Annotated in this window: 14 protein-coding genes; 12 read left to right on the top strand and 2 right to left on the bottom strand. The window is 39.7% G+C overall.

What is annotated here, in order from left to right; all coding sequences use genetic code 11:
- The first annotated feature begins 431 nt into the window (after positions 1 to 431).
- From AC6H22_RS03420 to pntB, 10 genes are all read left to right on the top strand, one after another.
- Positions 432 to 2237: an HNH/ENDO VII family nuclease gene (locus AC6H22_RS03420; RefSeq protein WP_497515349.1), complete on the top strand. Its 1806-nt coding sequence runs from the start codon at positions 432 to 434 to the stop codon at positions 2235 to 2237.
- A gap of 2 nt (positions 2238 to 2239) precedes the next feature.
- The gene (locus AC6H22_RS03415; RefSeq protein WP_111304956.1) at positions 2240 to 2800 is read left to right on the top strand and encodes an ankyrin repeat domain-containing protein; all 561 of its coding nucleotides are present in this window, start codon (positions 2240 to 2242) and stop codon (positions 2798 to 2800) included.
- 234 nt (positions 2801 to 3034) lie between these two features.
- Positions 3035 to 7006, top strand: a complete 3972-nt coding sequence (locus AC6H22_RS03410; protein ID WP_497515348.1) for a hemagglutinin repeat-containing protein — start codon at positions 3035 to 3037, stop codon at positions 7004 to 7006.
- Positions 7003 to 7242, top strand: coding sequence for a VHS/ENTH/ANTH domain-containing protein (locus tag AC6H22_RS03405; protein WP_065246171.1), 240 nt, complete (start codon positions 7003 to 7005; stop codon positions 7240 to 7242). Before AC6H22_RS03410 ends, AC6H22_RS03405 begins: the two co-directional genes overlap by 4 nt.
- Before the next feature lie 120 nt (positions 7243 to 7362).
- Entirely contained in the window at positions 7363 to 7722 is a 360-nt protein-coding gene (locus tag AC6H22_RS03400) for a hypothetical protein (RefSeq protein WP_497515346.1), read from the top strand.
- Between the two features lie 143 nt (positions 7723 to 7865).
- Entirely contained in the window at positions 7866 to 8087 is a 222-nt protein-coding gene (locus tag AC6H22_RS03395; RefSeq protein ID WP_269147564.1) for an EndoU domain-containing protein, read from the top strand.
- Between the two features lie 2 nt (positions 8088 to 8089).
- Entirely contained in the window at positions 8090 to 8464 is a 375-nt protein-coding gene (locus AC6H22_RS03390) for a DUF5376 family protein (protein ID WP_497515345.1), read from the top strand.
- 129 nt (positions 8465 to 8593) lie between these two features.
- Complete coding sequence (locus tag AC6H22_RS03385) at positions 8594 to 8842, top strand: hypothetical protein (RefSeq protein WP_497515344.1); 249 nt, start codon at positions 8594 to 8596, stop codon at positions 8840 to 8842.
- Positions 8843 to 9138: 296 nt separating this feature from the next.
- On the top strand, positions 9139 to 10677 hold the full coding sequence (gene pntA / locus AC6H22_RS03380) for a Re/Si-specific NAD(P)(+) transhydrogenase subunit alpha (RefSeq protein WP_497515343.1): 1539 nt from the start codon (positions 9139 to 9141) through the stop codon (positions 10675 to 10677).
- A 10-nt stretch (positions 10678 to 10687) separates the two neighbouring features.
- A complete protein-coding gene (gene pntB / locus AC6H22_RS03375) occupies positions 10688 to 12112 on the top strand; it encodes a Re/Si-specific NAD(P)(+) transhydrogenase subunit beta (RefSeq protein ID WP_005637794.1) in 1425 nt (474 codons plus the stop codon).
- A 60-nt stretch (positions 12113 to 12172) separates the two neighbouring features.
- Here pntB and AC6H22_RS03370 read toward each other — a convergent pair whose 3' ends face one another.
- Positions 12173 to 13090 (bottom strand): LysR family transcriptional regulator, encoded by a 918-nt coding sequence (locus AC6H22_RS03370; RefSeq protein WP_497515342.1) that lies wholly within the window; start codon positions 13088 to 13090, stop codon positions 12173 to 12175.
- Positions 13091 to 13185: 95 nt separating this feature from the next.
- Between AC6H22_RS03370 and topA the strand changes: the two genes are divergently transcribed.
- Positions 13186 to 15792 carry a type I DNA topoisomerase gene (gene topA, locus AC6H22_RS03365; protein WP_497515340.1) on the top strand — a complete coding sequence of 869 codons (2607 nt, stop codon included), beginning with the start codon at positions 13186 to 13188 and terminating at the stop codon, positions 15790 to 15792.
- A gap of 71 nt (positions 15793 to 15863) precedes the next feature.
- On the opposite strand, the gene AC6H22_RS03360 is transcribed toward topA, so the two are convergent.
- Positions 15864 to 16448: an FMN-dependent NADH-azoreductase gene (locus AC6H22_RS03360; protein WP_497515339.1), complete on the bottom strand. Its 585-nt coding sequence runs from the start codon at positions 16446 to 16448 to the stop codon at positions 15864 to 15866.
- 285 nt (positions 16449 to 16733) lie between these two features.
- Here AC6H22_RS03360 and thrS point away from each other — a divergent pair, with 285 nt between their 5' ends.
- Positions 16734 to 18665 carry a threonine--tRNA ligase gene (gene thrS, locus AC6H22_RS03355; protein ID WP_497515338.1) on the top strand — a complete coding sequence of 644 codons (1932 nt, stop codon included), beginning with the start codon at positions 16734 to 16736 and terminating at the stop codon, positions 18663 to 18665.
- The last annotated feature ends 143 nt before the right edge of the window (positions 18666 to 18808 follow it).

Genomic DNA, 18808 nt, shown 5'->3' with positions numbered 1-18808 from the left:
TTATTTATAATCTTATAATATGGGGAGGTTTTTTATGCTTTTCGGCTCTTTTGATTTCTTACTATTCTCCAGAAATTTATGGTGAGAATAAAAAAAATGATAGACAAAAATCGAAGCTCTCCAAGAAGAAATCGAAGACAAGAAAACCTTAAGCATAGTGGTTTAATGATTTAAGAAGATATAGTATAAAGTGCGGTCAATTTTCAAAGGGTTTTAAAACTTCTTAAAATTGACTGCACTTTTTGTATTTTTACTGATGCTTATATTAAGCAAACCTTATAATTTCACATCTAACTTCGCCTACAAGTCAAACGCAATCAGCGATAGGGTCTAATATTCAAATTGACACAGAAACACCGGAAAATCTAACCGCACTTTCCAGAGATACACAAAATGCCAATCATAAAGTAAAAGCATTTGACCATAACGAAGTGAAAGAGCAGCAAGAGGCAGCACAAGTAGCAGGTGAGTTGTTTGCAAAAGTCACGGGTGACCTTGCGAAAAAATTTGAATTTGAAGACGGCAGCAAAGAGAAGATTGTGATGCATGTCTTTGCAGGTGCATTGGCGGCGAAGATGTCAGATGGCAATGTGGCGACAGGTGCAGCAGCGGGAGCAGGTTCAGAGTGGTTGAACACGTATGTTACAGATTACTTAAATGAACAAGCGAAAGACCTCAAGCTAGATGATGGGCAAAAAGAGAAGCTTAAACAAGCAGCACAACAAATGACGGCATTGGTGATTGGTGCTGCCGCGGGTGTGGTGAGTGGTGGCACGAGTGAAACCATGAAACAGGGCGCGTTGACATCTTACAATGCGGAGACGTATAACAGACAGCTTCATGTTGATGAGATTAAATGGATTAAAGAAAATGCAAAACGTTTTGCTCAAGAGGAAAGTGAGCGTTTAGGGCACCAAGTCACTGAGCAAGAAGCGATGGAGCGATTAATTACCCAAGCTGCTCAAGAAGTCGACTATGCTTGGTTTAAGAAAATTGGCGAAACAGATGGCCAAGCACAGTCTTTCTTAAGAGGTGCAACGGCTCAAGGTGATGTACCACCTTATGATAATCGAGGTACATTTATTAATTCGGATGGTAAACGTCAGTCAATGTTTACTGTTATGGATAAAGATGAATATTACTCAACGGGTAAATATTCAAATGCATTGGCACAATTTGATAAAGCAAATGGTCATGTTGTAACGAATACATTACAACCGAAAGTAAAATATAATCTTTATACTAAATCCTTATCAGATGGCGCAGATGCGGCTTTAAAAGGTACTTTGCATGCATTTGATCATCCGGAGGATATACTCAAGCCGATTAGTTTTGGTATTGCGAACTGTTTAAAAGAAGATATGTGCATTTCATCTGGTAAGGAAATGTTATCTGATTCAGGAAAAGCGGTATGGCAATCGGGTAAAGATATTTTTGGTGCAGGCTATCGTCTTGACGATGTAAATTACCTTTATGGTAAAAATATGGTCAATGAGATTGATGCGATAGCCGCCGTGAGAGGTGGCACTGCCTTGTTAGAGCTTACGGGGGCAGGTAGGGCTGCTGGTGTGGGTGTAAAAGCTGTGGGTGAAGTTGCTGGTAAGGTTGCCGAAAGAACGCTTACTCGTTTACCTAATTTACAGACCGGCAATTTAGTTAAACTTAAAGTAGATTCTGAATTTTTGAGCAAACCCTTGCCGGAGGGATATAAGTATGTTTCATTAAGTGAGATTGAAGGTCCGAAGGGTGGTGTTTATCACTATATAGGAGATGATGTAAAAGGAAATCCTGTTTTCTTCAATAATAATAAGTTTGTGTCGTTTGAGGGTGGGGTGAAGAAAGAATTGAAATCAGAACCTAATCTATTAGTGAATAAAACGGCAGTAGGGGATAAATACCCGAGACCAACTCTTAGAGTTGAAACTAAGAAAAATATTCTTTCGCAATATGAGCAGGTTTCAGATAATGTATTACTTCATAAAGAAACAGGTGAAATAGTGAATGGTCCATTTGATATAGGGCATATTCCAGGATGGGAGCATAGAAGATTAGAAGAGGCTGCTAAACAATTGGGTTTAACAAGACAGGAATTTAATGATTACGTTAACGCTAGACCGCAGAATTTTAGATTGGAGAATCGTTCTGAAAATCGTAGTCATAGAAATGAGATGCCAGGAAACGATAAATTAGATCCAATTATAACTGATATGAAAAACTTTTTTAAAAGAGGAAAGTAAGAATGACAGAATTAACAACAAATAGAGAAGTAGAATCAGATCTAGAAGTTGAGACTATTAGGGCAATTCAAGAGGGTGATGTTTTATTCTTGAAGCGAATTTTTCTAGTTGAGAAAAAACTTGATATCTTATATAAGTCAGAAAAAGAAAACTGGAATTGGCTACATATGGGATTACTTTTATGCTCAAAAGAGGATTTTATAGCACCTTCTATTCCATTTTTTATTGAGAATAATGTTTCAGTTAATTTGCAAGATATATACGGAATGACTCCTTTGCATTATGCGTTAAGAGGTAAAAATATTGATGCTGCAATAGCGTTACTTAAGGCTGGTGCAAACCCTAATTTACCAAATGAAAGAGGAATTACACCTTTATCCTATATTAATGGTTTCCCTGAAAGGTTGGATTTGCTTCAATTAATGCTAGATAACGGGGGAGATGTAGATTTCTTTACTGGACAGCATGGTATTTTAGAAGGGATCAAAAAATATCGTTCACAAGATCCTAAATTTAAACCAGTGATTGAGTTAATGGAAAAGTATTCCAAAAAGGGCATTTAATTTACTTTGGGAATAAATTTAAAGATGTGCTATATAAAGCTCATTTTTAATTATTTACAAGTAGATTGGAAAAATGGAAATATCAAGTGTGGTCAATTTTCAAAGAGTTTTAAAACCTCTTAAAAACTGACCGCACTTTTTGTATTTTTAGAGCAGCTTATCTTTAAGCTAATCTTATAATTTCACATTCAATTTAGCGTAGTAACGCTACCAAGCGGAAAACAAGTCAAAGTGATGGCGCCTCGTGTCTATGCGATGGCGCAGAAAGGCGACTTAAATGGCGAAGGTGTGTTGATTTCAGCGGAGGTGATTGATTTACGGAGTAACCGTTTAACCAATAGTGGCACCATTGCGGGGCGTAAGCTTACTTTATTAAATACCGAAAGCTTATTAAACGAAGGCGCCATTACGGGTGATAAGGTGGGAATCAAAACCACGCATAACTTCGATAATATCGGCGGTAAAGTGGAAGCTGAGCGAGCCCTCTTGGTAGATGTGGGCGGTGATTTAAATCACGAAAGTACCACGATGACAACAAAGGTGGACTTATCTCATTTCCAACGTAGTGAAACCACGCTTGGTCGTAACGCGCTTTTCCATGTAAAAGGAGAAGATGGCCAATTACAGCTTTTATCAAATAATCTGAATGCTAAAGGTGCAGATATTGTTAACGACGGCAATGGCAATACGCTTGTTCAAACAAAAAATAACATGAATCTGACCGCACTTTCAGTGGGCTTTGATGAGAAAATGGGCGCAGGCAATCATTACCGTCATGAGAAAGTGGAAGAAGCGGTAGTCAGCCGCATAAAAGGCAAAGGTGATGTTGAGCTAACCGGTAAAAATATTTTATCCGAAGGGGCACAGTTGGATAGCGAAGCGAAGTTAATGGCTATTGCTAAAAATGACCTTGTGCTGAATGGTGTAAAAGAAAGCCGTGATTTTGAAGAATTCCACAAAACGAAAAGTGGTAGTGTGGCGAAGGTGACCAAAACCAGTCTAGACCAACAACACTCCGTTACTCAAGTCGGCACGCAGGTGAGTGGTAAAGAGGTGCTTCTTTCAGCAGGTCATGACGTGAAGGCGAAAGGTATGCAGGCTATTGCGGATAATGATCTGCATATTCAGGCTGGACATGATATTGATATTGCAGCGGATACCAATCATTTCAAAAATAAGCGCGTGGAAACCAAGAAAACCAGAGGTGTGTTCACAGACGGCGGTATTGGTTTTACCGTTGGTTCGAAATCAGAAAAACATGATTATGAAACGGAAGGTTGGACACAATCAGATGCACGTAGCACGCTGGGTTCAATGAATGGCAATATCACAGTGAGTGCGGGTAACCATTCGAATGTCATGGGAACGGATATGATTACGCCAAACACGAATCGCATCGATATTAAAGGTGCAAGCGTGAAGGTAGAAGCCGGAAAAGATATTATTGAACGTAAAGAGGGGCATGAATATAAACAATCTGGCGTGACGATTGCCTTGAGTACACCGGTGACCGATATGGCACAAGCGGCTTATAACAGTGTGAATCGCAGCCAACAAGTCACCAATGGAAAACTCAAGGCACTTTATGCAGTGAAAGCCGCGGAAGAAGCGACAATGGCGGCTCAAAATGTGGGTAAGGTGGCAGAAACCTTAGATGCCTTACGAGCCGGTAATATGCAGAATACGGGGACGACATCCAGCCCAAGTATGAAGGTGAGTATTGGTTATGGCAGCCAAAAACAAACACAAAGTAGCGAAAGCCAGAGTATTCGTCATCAAAAATCAACGGTGAGCACTGGTACGTTTAATGTAAAAGCCCGCGATGAAAAACTCACCTTTGAAGGCGTGGATGCGAATGCAAAATTGATGGCATTATCAGGCAAAAAAGGGATTGAGATAAAAGGTGTAAAAGATGAGGAGCACCAACGCACAGAAAATAAATCAGCAGGGGGGAGTGTAGGTGTCTTTGTTGGAACCAATGGTAATAGTTACGGATTTGGTATAGAGGGTTCGGTCAATGCTGCTAAGGGCAAATCTAACTCGGATAGTGAACGTTGGCAAAATAGTCATTTCACTGCGGATAAAATCATCACGAACAGTGAAGAAGGCGGCTTAACCCTTGATGCTGCGAATCTCAAAGCGAAACGTTGGGAAGCGGACATTCAAAATCTGACGATAACGAGCCGTCAAGATACAGAGAAATACGAATCCAAACAAACGAGTGCGAGTGCAAGTGGCTCGATGGCGTATGGTTCAGGTGGCGGAGCTTCGGTCAGTGCCTCCTATAACAAAGCGAAAGTAGATTATGCGCAAGTCAATGAACAAGCGGGTATTCATGTGGGTGAGGATGGCATGGATGCCCATATCCACAACCATACCCAACTGAATGGTGCCATCATTGAAAGTGATGCTGAGGCAAGTAAAAACCACTTCAAAACAAAATCGCTCACGCATACCGATATTGAAAATAAAAGCGAGATTAAAACCGAAAGTGCGAGCATGGGGGCAGGTACGGGAGGCATTAACCCGATGCAAGCGATAAGCAGTGCCTTGAGCTTATTGGGCAACACCAATGAAAGCGCGCGCAGCACCACCCAATCAGCTATCAGCGACAACATTCAGATAGACACCGAAACACCGGAAAAACTGACCGCACTTTCACGTGACACCAAAAATGCGAATCAACGTGTTGAAAAACAAGATTTACAAAAAGTGCAAGAGCGCCAAGAAATGGCGAAGGTGATAGGCGACATCAGCAACAACGCGATAAGCATCGCCACGTATAATGAGCGTGAGAAAATTAACAAGCTAGGACTTGAGAAGTTTAAGCTGGAAGAGCAAGAAAAAGCCTTGAAGGGACAAGCGGGTAATGAACAACAGCTTGCCGCCATTAAGCAACAGCTGACAAGTGTTCAAGCCGAAATCAAGAAAACGCAAGGTGAAATCGACCGCACTTACGGCATTGGAAGCAAGACAGGCATGGCAATTCGAGCGGTGACAGCGGCATTACAAGCGGCGGCACAAAACGATACCGCAGGCAGTCTTGTTGCACTGGCTTCACCCTATCTCAATCAAAAAATCCACGAGATGACGGCGGGTGACACGGCAAAAGACAAAGCGACTAACCTTATGGCGCATGCGCTGCTTTCAGCGGTGGAGTTCCAGGTGACAGGTAAAGACCCATTGACGGGTGCAGTGGCAGGGGTGACGGGTGAAGCAACGGCTGAAATCATCGCGAGAGCTTATGGCAAACCGGTCAGTGAATTAACGGCAAATGAGAAGGAAAACATTAGCACGTTAAGTCAACTGGCGGGCGGATTGGCTGCGGCATTGACGGCAAAAGCGAATGGCACCACAGCGGAACAAGGGGGGAATTTCCTTGCTGCGACTTCTGGGGCTGGAACGGCTAAAAGGGCGGTGGAGAATAATGCGCTTGCTCAAGGCGATATTTATAGTGCTTATCAACGTTTGTTGAATGGTGAAGATATTGAAGTTGTTCTACGTGATTTAGAGCATTCAAGCCAAAAGAAACGAGCTATGCTTGCAGATTGTGATGCAGCATGCCGACAAGTGGTGTCAAGTTTATTAATGGCTGCAAATGATTTTTCAGAAGAGCAGGCTATTGCGATAGGTAGTATCTTATCGAAAATCCCGGCAGACCAACGTTCACGCGTTGATATGCTTGTTCAATCGGAAAATAGTAAAACGCTTGAGGCTATAGAAAACAGTAAGAGTGATGTGGAAAAACATATTGCTTTAGCTGTTAAGGTGATGAGATTTTTCCAAGCAGAGAATGCCGTGTCGGGAGGAAAACCAAGCAAGCCTTTTAAGGTTAGTTCAGCGAAGGATAGCGAACGTTATTACAAGGATAGCTCTTTTTCCTCAATAAATGCTCAAGTTGCATTATCTAAGAAATTATCAGCATTAGAAAGTGCTCAGAAGTCAGCAGTTAAAATTAAAACTCTTCCTGATGGACGAGTTCGATATTATGATAAAGAACGTTTTGCGAAAAATCCAGGACCAACTAGGGGAAACTCTCTAGTGACTGAATATAATCCTAAAACAGGGGGCGTAAAACAATGGATGGAAAGTTACGATCATAATGGCAATGTTAATAGAGTTCATCCAAAATCAGTAAATGGTCAAGTTGTGGATAGTATCCATTACCCGCCTACAGGAGCAGAATTGGAGAAAATGAAAAAATGATCAGATATAGTGAAAAAGACTTTATAAATGAAATTAGATTAATGGTAAGTAATAATGCATCAGAACAGGAGATTTCTTATAGAGCCTTAGAATTGATGAATTCATCAATTGATTGGAGAGAGGAATTTCGTGATTTTGCATTGGATCTGATTAGTATAATAGAACCTGGTTTCTATATGACAAATGATGAAATATTAGAAAATATTAATTTGTTGGGTAAAAAATATTATCCATAAAATGAATATTGGAAAATGTCACACCTATGTAGAAAAGGATATAAAGAACCTAAAACTACAGTTTATCCAGTTATGGGAGACAAGTAGCATATGATAAATGTTAAGTTTAGTTGGATAGATATGTGGAAAGATGGATCTTTAGAACCACATTGTTCTATTCTAAATATAAATGAAGATTTAAATATAACTCATTTTTTAATTGATGATGAGGGATTAGGTATAAACCATTTACAAAAGTGGATAAAAAATGGTCTTGAAGAGATTGATAAAATATCTAAAAAAGAAATTTCTGAATATGATATGTGGGGACAAACCTTAGGTGCGCTAATCTCGTTAGATAAAGTAACTATTTATTGGGGGGATGAAGAATATCCTGATGATTATCTTGAGTTTGACCAATTTAAGATCATTTTATCTAATTGGTATGACTTCTTACTATCTGAACCCAATATAAGCAATGAAGTTTATTTTTCAGTTTAGATTAGAGGTATTTTATGACAGTCATGATCGGTGGATATTCCGCCTTAGGCAATATACGTGTTGATCGGATATTATACACTTATCCAAATGGCGTATATCTTGCATAGATTTCTGCTTTTGATAGTGAAACTAATCAATATATTGTGAAGACCAATAATAATGGGGAGACCTTGATGTTTCCCCAAACGTGGACGGCAGATCGTATTAAAGTTGAAATTAATTCTGCTTATATGAATCAAGTAGATGATTTAGATCCTATTCGTAAGGCCGAGGGTATGTGGGCTGGTATTTCAAATTCAGGTGTGCGCATAGAAGGTTATACCTATCCTGTCGTCACGGCTTTTCCAAGTGCTGACCAGGAGTAAAGATGAAACTTATTTTTACGTATATTCAGCATAAAGGACAAATTATTCCAGCTTGCTATTTAGAGGAAAATCACCAATTAAATCCATTAACTGGCTATTTGAATGATCCAATGGGAGGACCAAATTATTTCTCTTTTTTAGATCATTCATTGGTAATTTTGATGGATGATACAATTCAAGAATCGGATATTTCTTCCAATTCTTGGGGGGCAGAGGTGATGAACGATGAAGTGAATTTTTATTTTCTCTTTGCCCAAGAAGAGGAATCACTTTATCTTACGTTGCCTCGTGGAATAATGATTGATGTGTTGAGGTTATGGCTGATTTTCCGAAGTCAAGAACCCGAAGAAGGCTTAACACAGCGGCTAGAATTTTAAGTTGAAAGTGCGGTCAATTTTTAAAGAATTTTAAAACGCTCTGATAGTGCAAGCGTTTACGCTTGTACCATTACAATCTATTATAGTTCCAGAGTTAGCAAAATCCCGAGGCAAGCTCACGAATAAAGTTTGCCAGAAAATATAGCGTTATCTGGTTTTCAACGCCAGCAAACCACGCTTGGTCGTAAAGCACTTTTCCGTGTAAAAGGAGAAGATGGCCAGTTACAACTCTCATCAAATAATCTGAATGCTAAAGGTGCAGATATTATTAACGATGGCAATGGCAGCACGCTTGTTCAAAGCAAAAATAACATGAATCTCACCACACTTTTAGTGGGCTTTGATGAGAAAATGGGGAGAAGAAATTGCTGCGATTAAAACAGATATCACTACAGAGCTTGCACTAAGTCAAAGTGGTAAATTAGAGTCGTTTTAATGAAGAAGTGTTGGGTAACTATTCTGTTGGAGTGAGGTAAATTTTTGAGGTGTTTATTATATGAAATTTTTCGTGATCCCTATCACAATATCTTGTAAAACCACTTAAAAACGTTACCTATTTTCATTCAATCAATGATACAGTTGTATCCGTTTGACTTTTTGTCATTTTAACGATGAATAGGCGAAGGTTTGTTCATTAATCTCATCAACCCAATCATCAATCAGAGGGAAACAGTATGTTAATTGGTGTACCTAGAGAGCTGCTTGAGAATGAGAGCCGTGTGGCGGCAACGCCGAAAACGGTTCAGCAAATATTGAAATTGGGCTTTGACGTGATCGTGGAACACGATGCAGGTTTTAAAGCTAGTTTTGAAGATCAAGCATTTTTAGAGGCAGGCGCGAAGATCGGTACGTCGGCTGAAATTTGGCAATCGGATATTATCTTCAAAGTAAATGCACCGACAGATGAAGAAATCGTTCAAATGAAGGAAGGGGCAACGCTTGTGAGCTTTATTTGGCGTATGCAAAATCCTGAGTTAATGAAAAAACTCACCGCGAAGAAAATTAATGTGTTAGCAATGGATGCGGTGCCTCGTATTTCTCGTGCGCAAGCATTGGATGCGCTTTCTTCTATGGCGAATATTTCTGGTTATCGTGCTGTCATTGAAGCTGCGCATGAATTCGGTAGCTTCTTTACTGGGCAAATTACTGCTGCAGGTAAAGTTCCACCAGCAAAAGTGTTGGTGATTGGTGCTGGTGTGGCTGGTTTGGCGGCAATTGGTGCAGCAAATAGCCTTGGGGCGATTGTTCGTGCTTTTGACTCTCGTCCTGAAGTGAAAGAGCAAGTTCAAAGTATGGGTGCAAGCTTCTTAGAAATTGATTTTAAAGAAGAAGGCGGCAGTGGTGATGGTTATGCGAAAGTGATGTCGGAAGAATTTAACCGTCGTGCGATGGAGCTTTACGCAGAACAAGCTAAAGAAGTCGATATTATTATTACTACGGCGGCCATTCCAGGTAAACCAGCACCTCGTTTGATTACCAAAGAAATGGTGGATTCAATGAAACCAGGTTCGGTGATTGTGGATTTAGCGGCTGCAACTGGTGGTAACTGTGAATATACGCAAGCAGGGAAAGTTGTTACAACTGAAAACCAAGTGAAAGTGATTGGTTATACGGATTTCCCAAGCCGTTTACCAACGCAATCGTCTCAACTTTATGGCACAAACTTAGTCAATTTATTAAAACTTTTGTGCAAAGAGAAAGATGGCAAGATCAATATTGATTTTGAAGATGTGGTTCTTCGTGGTGTGACCGTTGTTCGTGATGGGGAAGAAATTCCTCCAGCACAAATTCAAGTGTCTGCACAACCAAAACAAGAAACCAAAGTTGCACCAGTGGCAGAGAAAAAAGAATCTAAACCAACAGATCCTCGTGTGAAATACGGTGTGATGGCAGGTGTTGGCGTGTTATTCCTTTGGTTAGCTTCTGTTGCTCCCGCTGCATTTTTATCACATTTCACCGTATTTGTTTTAGCTTGTGTGGTGGGTTATTACGTGGTTTGGAATGTTAGCCATGCACTTCATACACCATTAATGGCAGTAACAAATGCAATTTCAGGCATTATTATTGTAGGGGCGTTATTACAAATTCGTCAGCCAACAGGCAATCTATTTATCGATGCCTTAGCTTTTGTGGCGATTTTGGTGGCAAGCATCAATATTTTTGGTGGTTTCCGTGTCACACAACGTATGTTAGCAATGTTTAGAAAAGGTTAAGGAGCGCACAATGTCTGAAGGTTTAGTACAGGCTGCGTATATTTTAGCAGCATTACTTTTCATTATGAGCTTGGCAGGACTTTCTAAACATGAAACTGCTAAAGCGGGTTGTTGGTTCGGTATTGTTGGTATGACAATTGCCCTTATCGCAACCATTTTTGGACCTCATTCTGAAGGAACATTTTGGATCATTATTGCGATGATCATCGGTGGTGCAATCGGTGTTCAACGTGCATTAAAAGTAGAAATGACTGAAATGCCAGAACTTGTGGCGATTCTTCACAGTTTCGTCGGTTTAGCGGCTGTACTCGTAGGCTTTAATAGCTATGGTTTACACCATGAGGCATTAATGCCAGAAGGATTAGATGCAGCAGCACAAGCCGCATTTGTAGCAGAGCAAGCAGTATTAACGAATATTCATAATGTTGAAGTATTTTTAGGTATTTTTATCGGTGCCGTAACTTTCACTGGTTCTGTTGTTGCATTTGGTAAATTAAGCGGAAAAATTAATTCAAAAGCATTAATGTTGCCGCATCGCCATAAATTAAATTTAGCCGCACTTGTGGTATCTGCATTATTGATGGTTGCATTCTTGAATAATCCAGAAAGCATTTTCCCTGTGTTATTAATGACAGCGATTGCTCTTGCATTCGGCTGGCACTTAGTGGCATCAATCGGTGGAGCAGATATGCCAGTTGTGGTATCAATGCTTAACTCATATTCTGGTTGGGCAGCGGCTGCAGCAGGTTTTATGTTGAATAATGATTTGCTCATCGTAACTGGCGCACTTGTTGGTTCTTCTGGTGCAATCCTTTCTTACATCATGTGTAAAGCAATGAACCGTTCATTTGTGAGCGTAATTGCAGGTGGTTTTGGTAACGATGTTCAAGTTTCTTCAAGCGAAGAACAAGGTGAACACCGTGAAACTACGGCAGAAGAAGTGGCTGAATTGTTGAAAAATGCAAGTTCTGTGATTATCACGCCAGGATATGGTATGGCTGTTGCACAAGCACAATATCCCGTCGCTGATATTACAGCAAAATTGCGTGAACGTGGTGTGAACGTTCGTTTTGGTATTCACCCTGTTGCAGGACGTTTACCGGGACACATGAACGTGCTTTTAGCTGAAGCAAAAGTGCCTTACGATGTCGTACTTGAAATGGATGAAATCAATGATGATTTCGCTGATACCGATGTGGTATTGGTTATCGGTGCGAACGATACGGTAAACCCAGCTGCGATGGAAGATCCAAATAGCCCAATCGCGGGAATGCCTGTATTGGAAGTATGGAAAGCACAAAATGTGATTGTTTTCAAACGTTCAATGGCAGTGGGTTACGCTGGCGTACAAAACCCATTATTCTTCAAAGAGAATACGCAAATGCTCTTTGGTGATGCAAAAGATCGTGTTGAAGACATCTTAAAAGCATTATAAAAAACACGCATAAAAATAACCGCACTTGGGGTTGCCTAAGTGCGGTATTTTTTATGGCGGTTAGTGACTATATTTAGGATTTTCCAAAATTTCTGAACACAAGCCTAAGCCAGATAAAAATTCAATAAATGCCCGCACTTTTATTGGTAAATGTCTTCTATTCGGATAGACCACATGAATTTCTAATTTTTGTTGTTTATATTCTGGTAATATTTCAATCAGTTCACCTTTTTCGAGAGATTGACCAATAATAAATCTCGGTAAATTCACAATGCCTAGTCCTGCTTTTGCCATTTCTAATAAGGCTAAACCACTATTGCTCACAACCTTTGATTGGATTTTGAAGCGCTGTGTTTGATTTATGCGTGAGCCAACCCAATTCACTTGATTCATTACATTTTTATAAAGTAAGCCATTGTGATGTTCTAAATCATCAGGTGTTTGTGGAATACCATTCGCTTCAAGATAGCTTGGTGATGCCACAAAGTGTAGCGTATTTGTGCTGATTTTGCGTGATACAAGAGAACTGTCCGCCATATGGCCGATACGTAATGCAAGATCATAGCCTTCTGCCACAAGGTCAATTTTTTTATCATTAAACTCAATTTCAACATGTAGATTAGGATGCTTGGCAATAAATAGCGGTAAATTCGGTACGATGAAAAGTAAACCAAAGTCACGAGGAACAGAAATAAGTAAATTTCCTTGTAATGAACTGGTGAGGTGGGTGATGCTAGAATCTGCTTCATCTAAATCAAGCAAAATTCCTTGGCAGCGTTGGTAATACATCATTCCCGCTTCAGTAGGCATAATTTTTCTGGTGGTACGTTGTAACAATCGTGTTTTTAAATGTTCTTCTAACTGTGAAACTAATTTGCTTGCCATCGCCACAGAAATATTTTGTTGCTTTGCAGCCAATGTAAAACTTTGGGTTTCAATGACTTTGCAGAAAATAGAAATCGCGTTGAGTTTATCCATTTATAACCCTTTTTTCAAAAAGTACTTGATTTTGCCTACATAACTTTGCACTATACCGCCAATTTTACAAAATACTAGTGATATTAGGTAATCAAATGAGTAAATCCTTGGTGATTGTGGAGTCGCCGGCAAAAGCAAAGACTATCAATAAATATTTAGGTAGCCAATATGTGGTGAAATCTAGTGTTGGACATATTCGTGATTTGCCGACGGTTGGTTCTAGTACTGGTGAAAAAGCTAAACCAATTTCAACCAAAGGTATGGATGCCGAAGAAAAAGCAAAAATTAAGGCTGAAAAGGAACGTAATGCCTTAGTTAAACGTATGGGGATTGATCCTTATCACGATTGGAAAGCAAATTATCAGATTTTGCCTGGTAAAGAAAAAGTAGTTTCCGAATTAAAATCGCTTGCTAAAAAAGCAGATCATATTTATCTCGCAACCGACTTGGATAGAGAAGGGGAAGCGATTGCATGGCATTTACGCGAGGTGATTGGTGGCGATGATGAGCGATTTAGCCGTGTAGTGTTTAACGAAATCACTAAAAATGCCATTAAACAGGCTTTTGAAAAGCCTGAACAACTAAATATGGATCGTGTTAATGCCCAACAAACTCGTCGCTTTTTAGATAGAGTAGTGGGCTTTATGGTATCTCCGTTACTTTGGAAAAAAGTGGCGCGTGGGCTGTCTGCTGGTCGAGTTCAATCGGTTGCGGTTAAATTATTAGTAGAACGCGAGCGTGAAATTAAAGCCTTCCAGCCTGAAGAATATTGGGAAGTTGCCGTCCTTACGAATAATCAAAATAAACAAGCTATACGTTTGGACGTAACGGATTATAAAGGCAAGAAATTTGATCCAAAAAATAAAAAAGAAGCACAAAGTGCGGTAGATTTTCTGAATGTTTCAGATTACGTTGTCACAGATTTGGAAACTAAGCCGACAAGTTCTCGTCCTAGAGCGCCATTTATTACATCAACGCTTCAACAAACTGCAAGTACTCGCTTGGGATTTGGCGTTAAAAAAACAATGATGCTAGCCCAACGTTTATATGAAGCGGGTTACATTACTTATATGCGTACGGATTCAACCAATTTGAGTCAAGACGCGCTTAATATGGCACGTAGCTATATTGAAAATCATTTTGGTGCACAATATTTACCAGAAAAACCAAATTTCTATTCTAGTAAAGAAAATGCGCAAGAGGCGCATGAGGCTATTCGTCCATCGGACATTCGAGCATTGCCTGAATCCTTAGAGGGAATGGAAAAAGATGCGGTACGCCTTTATGATTTAATTTGGCGTCAATTCTTAGCATGTCAAATGCCACCTGCACAATATGATAGCAGTACATTGACTGTGTCAGCAGGCGATTATACCTTGAAAGCAAAAGGCAGAATTTTACGTTTTGATGGTTGGACAAAAGTATTGCCACAAATAGGCAAAAATCCTGAAGATCAAGAATTGCCTTCAGTTGCTGTTTCGGAAAAACTTGTTTTAAAAGAAGTGCAACCAACCCAACACTTTACTAAACCACCCGCTCGTTTTACTGAAGCGGCTTTAGTAAAAGAATTGGAAAAACGTGGTATTGGCCGACCTTCTACTTATGCGGCAATTATTTCTACCATTCAAGAACGTGGTTATGTTCGTACTGAAAATCGTCGTTTCTATGCGGAAAAGATGGGCGAAATTGTGACTGATCGCCTCAATGAGTCTTTTGGTGAATTAATGAATTACGATTTCACCGCGAATATGGAAGATACTTTAGATAAAATTGCCTCTGGTTCGGTGAATTGGAAAACTGAATTGAATCAATTCTTCAAGGATTTTTCTAGCCAGCTTTCTAAAGCTGAATTGGATGAACTTGAAGGCGGCATGCGCCCAAATAGTCTTGTGGAAACAGATATTAAATGCCCAACCTGTGGTAGAAATATGGCCATTCGTACGGCGAGTACGGGGGTATTTTTAGGGTGCACGGGTTATGCATTGTCGCCAAAAGAGCGGTGTAAAACGACGATTAATTTAATTCCTGAAGCGGAATTATTGAATGTTTTAGATGAATCTTCAGAAACCAAAGCATTAATGGATCGTAAACGTTGTACAAAATGTGGAACGGCAATGGACAGCTATGTAATCGATGCCCATCGTAAAATCCATATTTGCGGTAATAATCCAAATTGTGATGGATACTTAATTGAAGAAGGCTCATTCAAAATTAAAGGTTATGATGGACCTGTTGTTGAGTGTGATAAATGCGGTGCGGATATGCATTTAAAACTTGGTCGTTTTGGCAAGTATATGGGATGTACAAATTGTGATAATACGCGCAAAATTTTGAAAAATGGCGAAGTCGCCCCTCCAAAAGAAGAGCCTGTACATTTCCCAGAGCTAAAATGCGAAAAATCTGATGCATATTTTGTATTGCGTGACGGTGCGAGTGGTGTATTTATGTCAGCACATAACTTCCCGAAATCCCGCGAAACACGCCCAGTTAAAATCACAGAACTAGTGCAATATCGTGAGCGTTTACCTGAAAAATTAGCTTATTTAGCGGATGCACCACAAAAAGACCCTGAAGGGAATGAAGCGATTGTTCGTTTTAGTCGCAAAGAGAAGAAACAATATGTGACTTCTGAAAAAGATGGAAAAGCAACGAAATGGATTGTTGATTTCACCAATGGAAAATGGGTTGAACGGAAAAAATAAGAAGAAAAGTGCGGTAAATTACCGCACTTTTTTGTAATAAATCTTCTTATGTTTTGTAGGTTATCTGAGAATTAAAGGGCCGCTACAATTTCATTAATTTTATTTTTTGCAGACGCTTGGGCTTTTTCAATTGCTTCTGGTCCGAATCCAATGCCTTGTGCATAAACAAATTGCACATCTGTGATACCGATAAAACCTAAAATTGACTTCATATACTGTGTCACTAGATTTTCTTCATCATACAATCCACCAAATGCACATAACACAATCGCTTTTTTACCTTTTAATAACCCTTCCGGTCCATTTGCCGTATATTGGAACGTGACACGTGGGCGTGCGATAAAATCAAAATAAGTTTTTAATTGTGTTGGGATGCCAAGATTATACATTGGTGCACCAATAACCAGAGTCTCTGCATTTTTTAATTCGGAGACTAATTCATCGGAAAGTGCAAGAAGTTGTTTTTCTTCATCATTTTTAGGCTCACCACGTACAGCTGTTGCTGCAGTGGCATCAAAATATGGAAGCGGTTGTTGGGCTAGATCGCGTACGACAATGTGATTACCTTGTAATTTTTCGATAACATAATCGGCCAATTGATTGGTCTGGGCGTTATTTCCTGAAATGCTAGATTTTAATACTAATACGTTGCTCATTTTTATTCCTTAACTGGGTATTTAAAAGTGCGGTTATTCTAGCCTTTATTTTTAGGATATAAAGCCCCTAGCCAGAAAAACATTATTTCCTTTCTGTAAAATATGTGCATTTATTTAACAATACCTTAAGAAAGTGATAGAATTCGCCACGCATTTTTTGCCTAATTTCGCTCGTTCAATGGTAGGAATGAAGCCAAGTAGGGCAAAAGTGCGGTTAATTTTTTATAGAATTTTAAACGAACACGTCACCTTTCGTATGGGTGACCACTGTATAAGGAAAAAACAATGCCAATTATTACTTTACCTGACGGTTCCCAACGTCAATTTGATCATCCTGTTTCTGTTCTTGAAGTTGCACAAGATATTGGTGCGGGTCTTGCTAAAGCTACTATCGCAGGCCGTGTAAATGGTGAGCGTCGTGATGCATGCGATGTTATCGACCAAGATGCAACGCTTGAAATCATTACCGCTAAAGATGAAGATGGTTTAGAAATTATTCGCCACTCATGCGCACACTTGCTCGGACACGCTATTAAACAATTATTCCCAGATGTAAAAATGGCAATCGGTCCAACTATTGAAAACGGTTTCTACTATGACATTGATTTAGACCGCTCTTTAACGCAAGAAGATTTAGATGCAATCGAAAAACGTATGTTGGAATTGGCAAAAACCAATTATGACGTCGTGAAAAAACGTGTTACTTGGCAAGAAGCGCGTGATACCTTTGAAAAACGCGGCGAGCCATACAAAATGGCAATTTTAGATGAAAACATTGAACGTACTGCCACGCCTGCGTTATATCATCATTTAGAATATATTGATATGTGCCGTGGCCCACACGTGCCAAATATGCGTTTCTGTCAGCATTTCAAATTACAAAAAGTTGCTGGTGCGTACTGGCGTGGTGACAGTAAAAACAAAATGTTACAACGTATCTATGGTACGGCTTGGGCGGATAAAAAACAACTTGCTGAATACTTAACACGTTTAGAAGAAGCGGCAAAACGTGACCACCGTAAAATTGGTAAAGCATTAGATTTATATCATATGCAAGAAGAAGCGCCGGGCATGGTGTTCTGGCACAATGATGGCTGGACAATTTTCCGTGAACTTGAAACGTTCGTGCGCACTAAATTAAAACAATACGATTATCAAGAAGTAAAAGGTCCTTTTATGATGGATCGCGTGTTGTGGGAAAAAACAGGTCACTGGCAAAATTACGCAGATTTAATGTTTACCACTCAATCTGAAAACCGTGAATATGCAATTAAACCGATGAACTGCCCAGGACACGTTCAAATTTTTAATCAAGGTTTGAAATCTTACCGTGATTTACCAATTCGTATGGCAGAATTTGGTTCTTGTCATCGTAATGAGCCTTCTGGTTCTTTGCACGGTTTAATGCGTGTACGTGGCTTTACTCAAGACGATGCACATATTTTCTGTACTGAAGATCAAATTGAGAGTGAAGTAACTAGCTGTATTAAAATGGTGTACGATATTTATAGCACCTTTGGTTTCACTAATATCGCAGTAAAACTTTCTACTCGCCCTGAAAATCGTATCGGTTCAGATGAAATGTGGGATCGTGCGGAAGCAGGTCTTGCTGCAGCATTAGCGCACAACGGTCTTGAATATGAAATTCAAGAGGGGGAAGGTGCATTCTATGGTCCTAAAATTGAATTCGCATTACGTGATAGCATTGGCCGTGAATGGCAATGTGGTACCGTGCAATTAGACTTCGCATTACCAGGTCGTTTAGATGCAACTTATGTGGCAGAAGACAATAGCCGTAAAACCCCTGTTATGATTCACCGTGCGATTTTAGGTTCTATTGAGCGTTTCATTGGTATCATTACCGAAGAATATGCAGGTTTCTTCCCTGCATGGTTAGCGCCAACCCAAGCAGTTGTGATGAATATCACTGACAGTCAAGCTGACTATGTGCAGAAAGTCGCGAAACAACTTTCTGATGTAGGTTTACGCGTGAAAACTGATTTACGTAACGAAAAAGTGGGTTTCAAAATCCGTGAACATACTTTACGCCGTGTGCCTTATATGCTTGTTTGTGGTGATAAAGAAATCGCAGAAGGCAAAGTGGCTGTACGTACCCGTAAAGGTGCTGATTTAGGTACATTTGCTGTGGAAGAATTTGCGGAAATCTTGAAAAATCAAGTAAGAAGCCGTGAATTAAAGTTATTGAATGAAGAGTAATACTTCTCGAAAATAATCAATATAATTTACTGTTTAGACAGTAATTTCAATTTAACGGTGATCGTTTAAGCGATTGCCGTTATTTTTTTATCTCAAAATGTGTTGATTGGAAAAATAAGGTATAAAAAAACCGCACTTTTAAA

The sequence above is a fragment of the Haemophilus sp. THUN1690 genome (assembly GCF_059704375.1).
The sequence above is the reverse complement of the archived record's forward strand: the minus strand, read 5'-3'. Positions and strand labels throughout refer to the sequence as shown.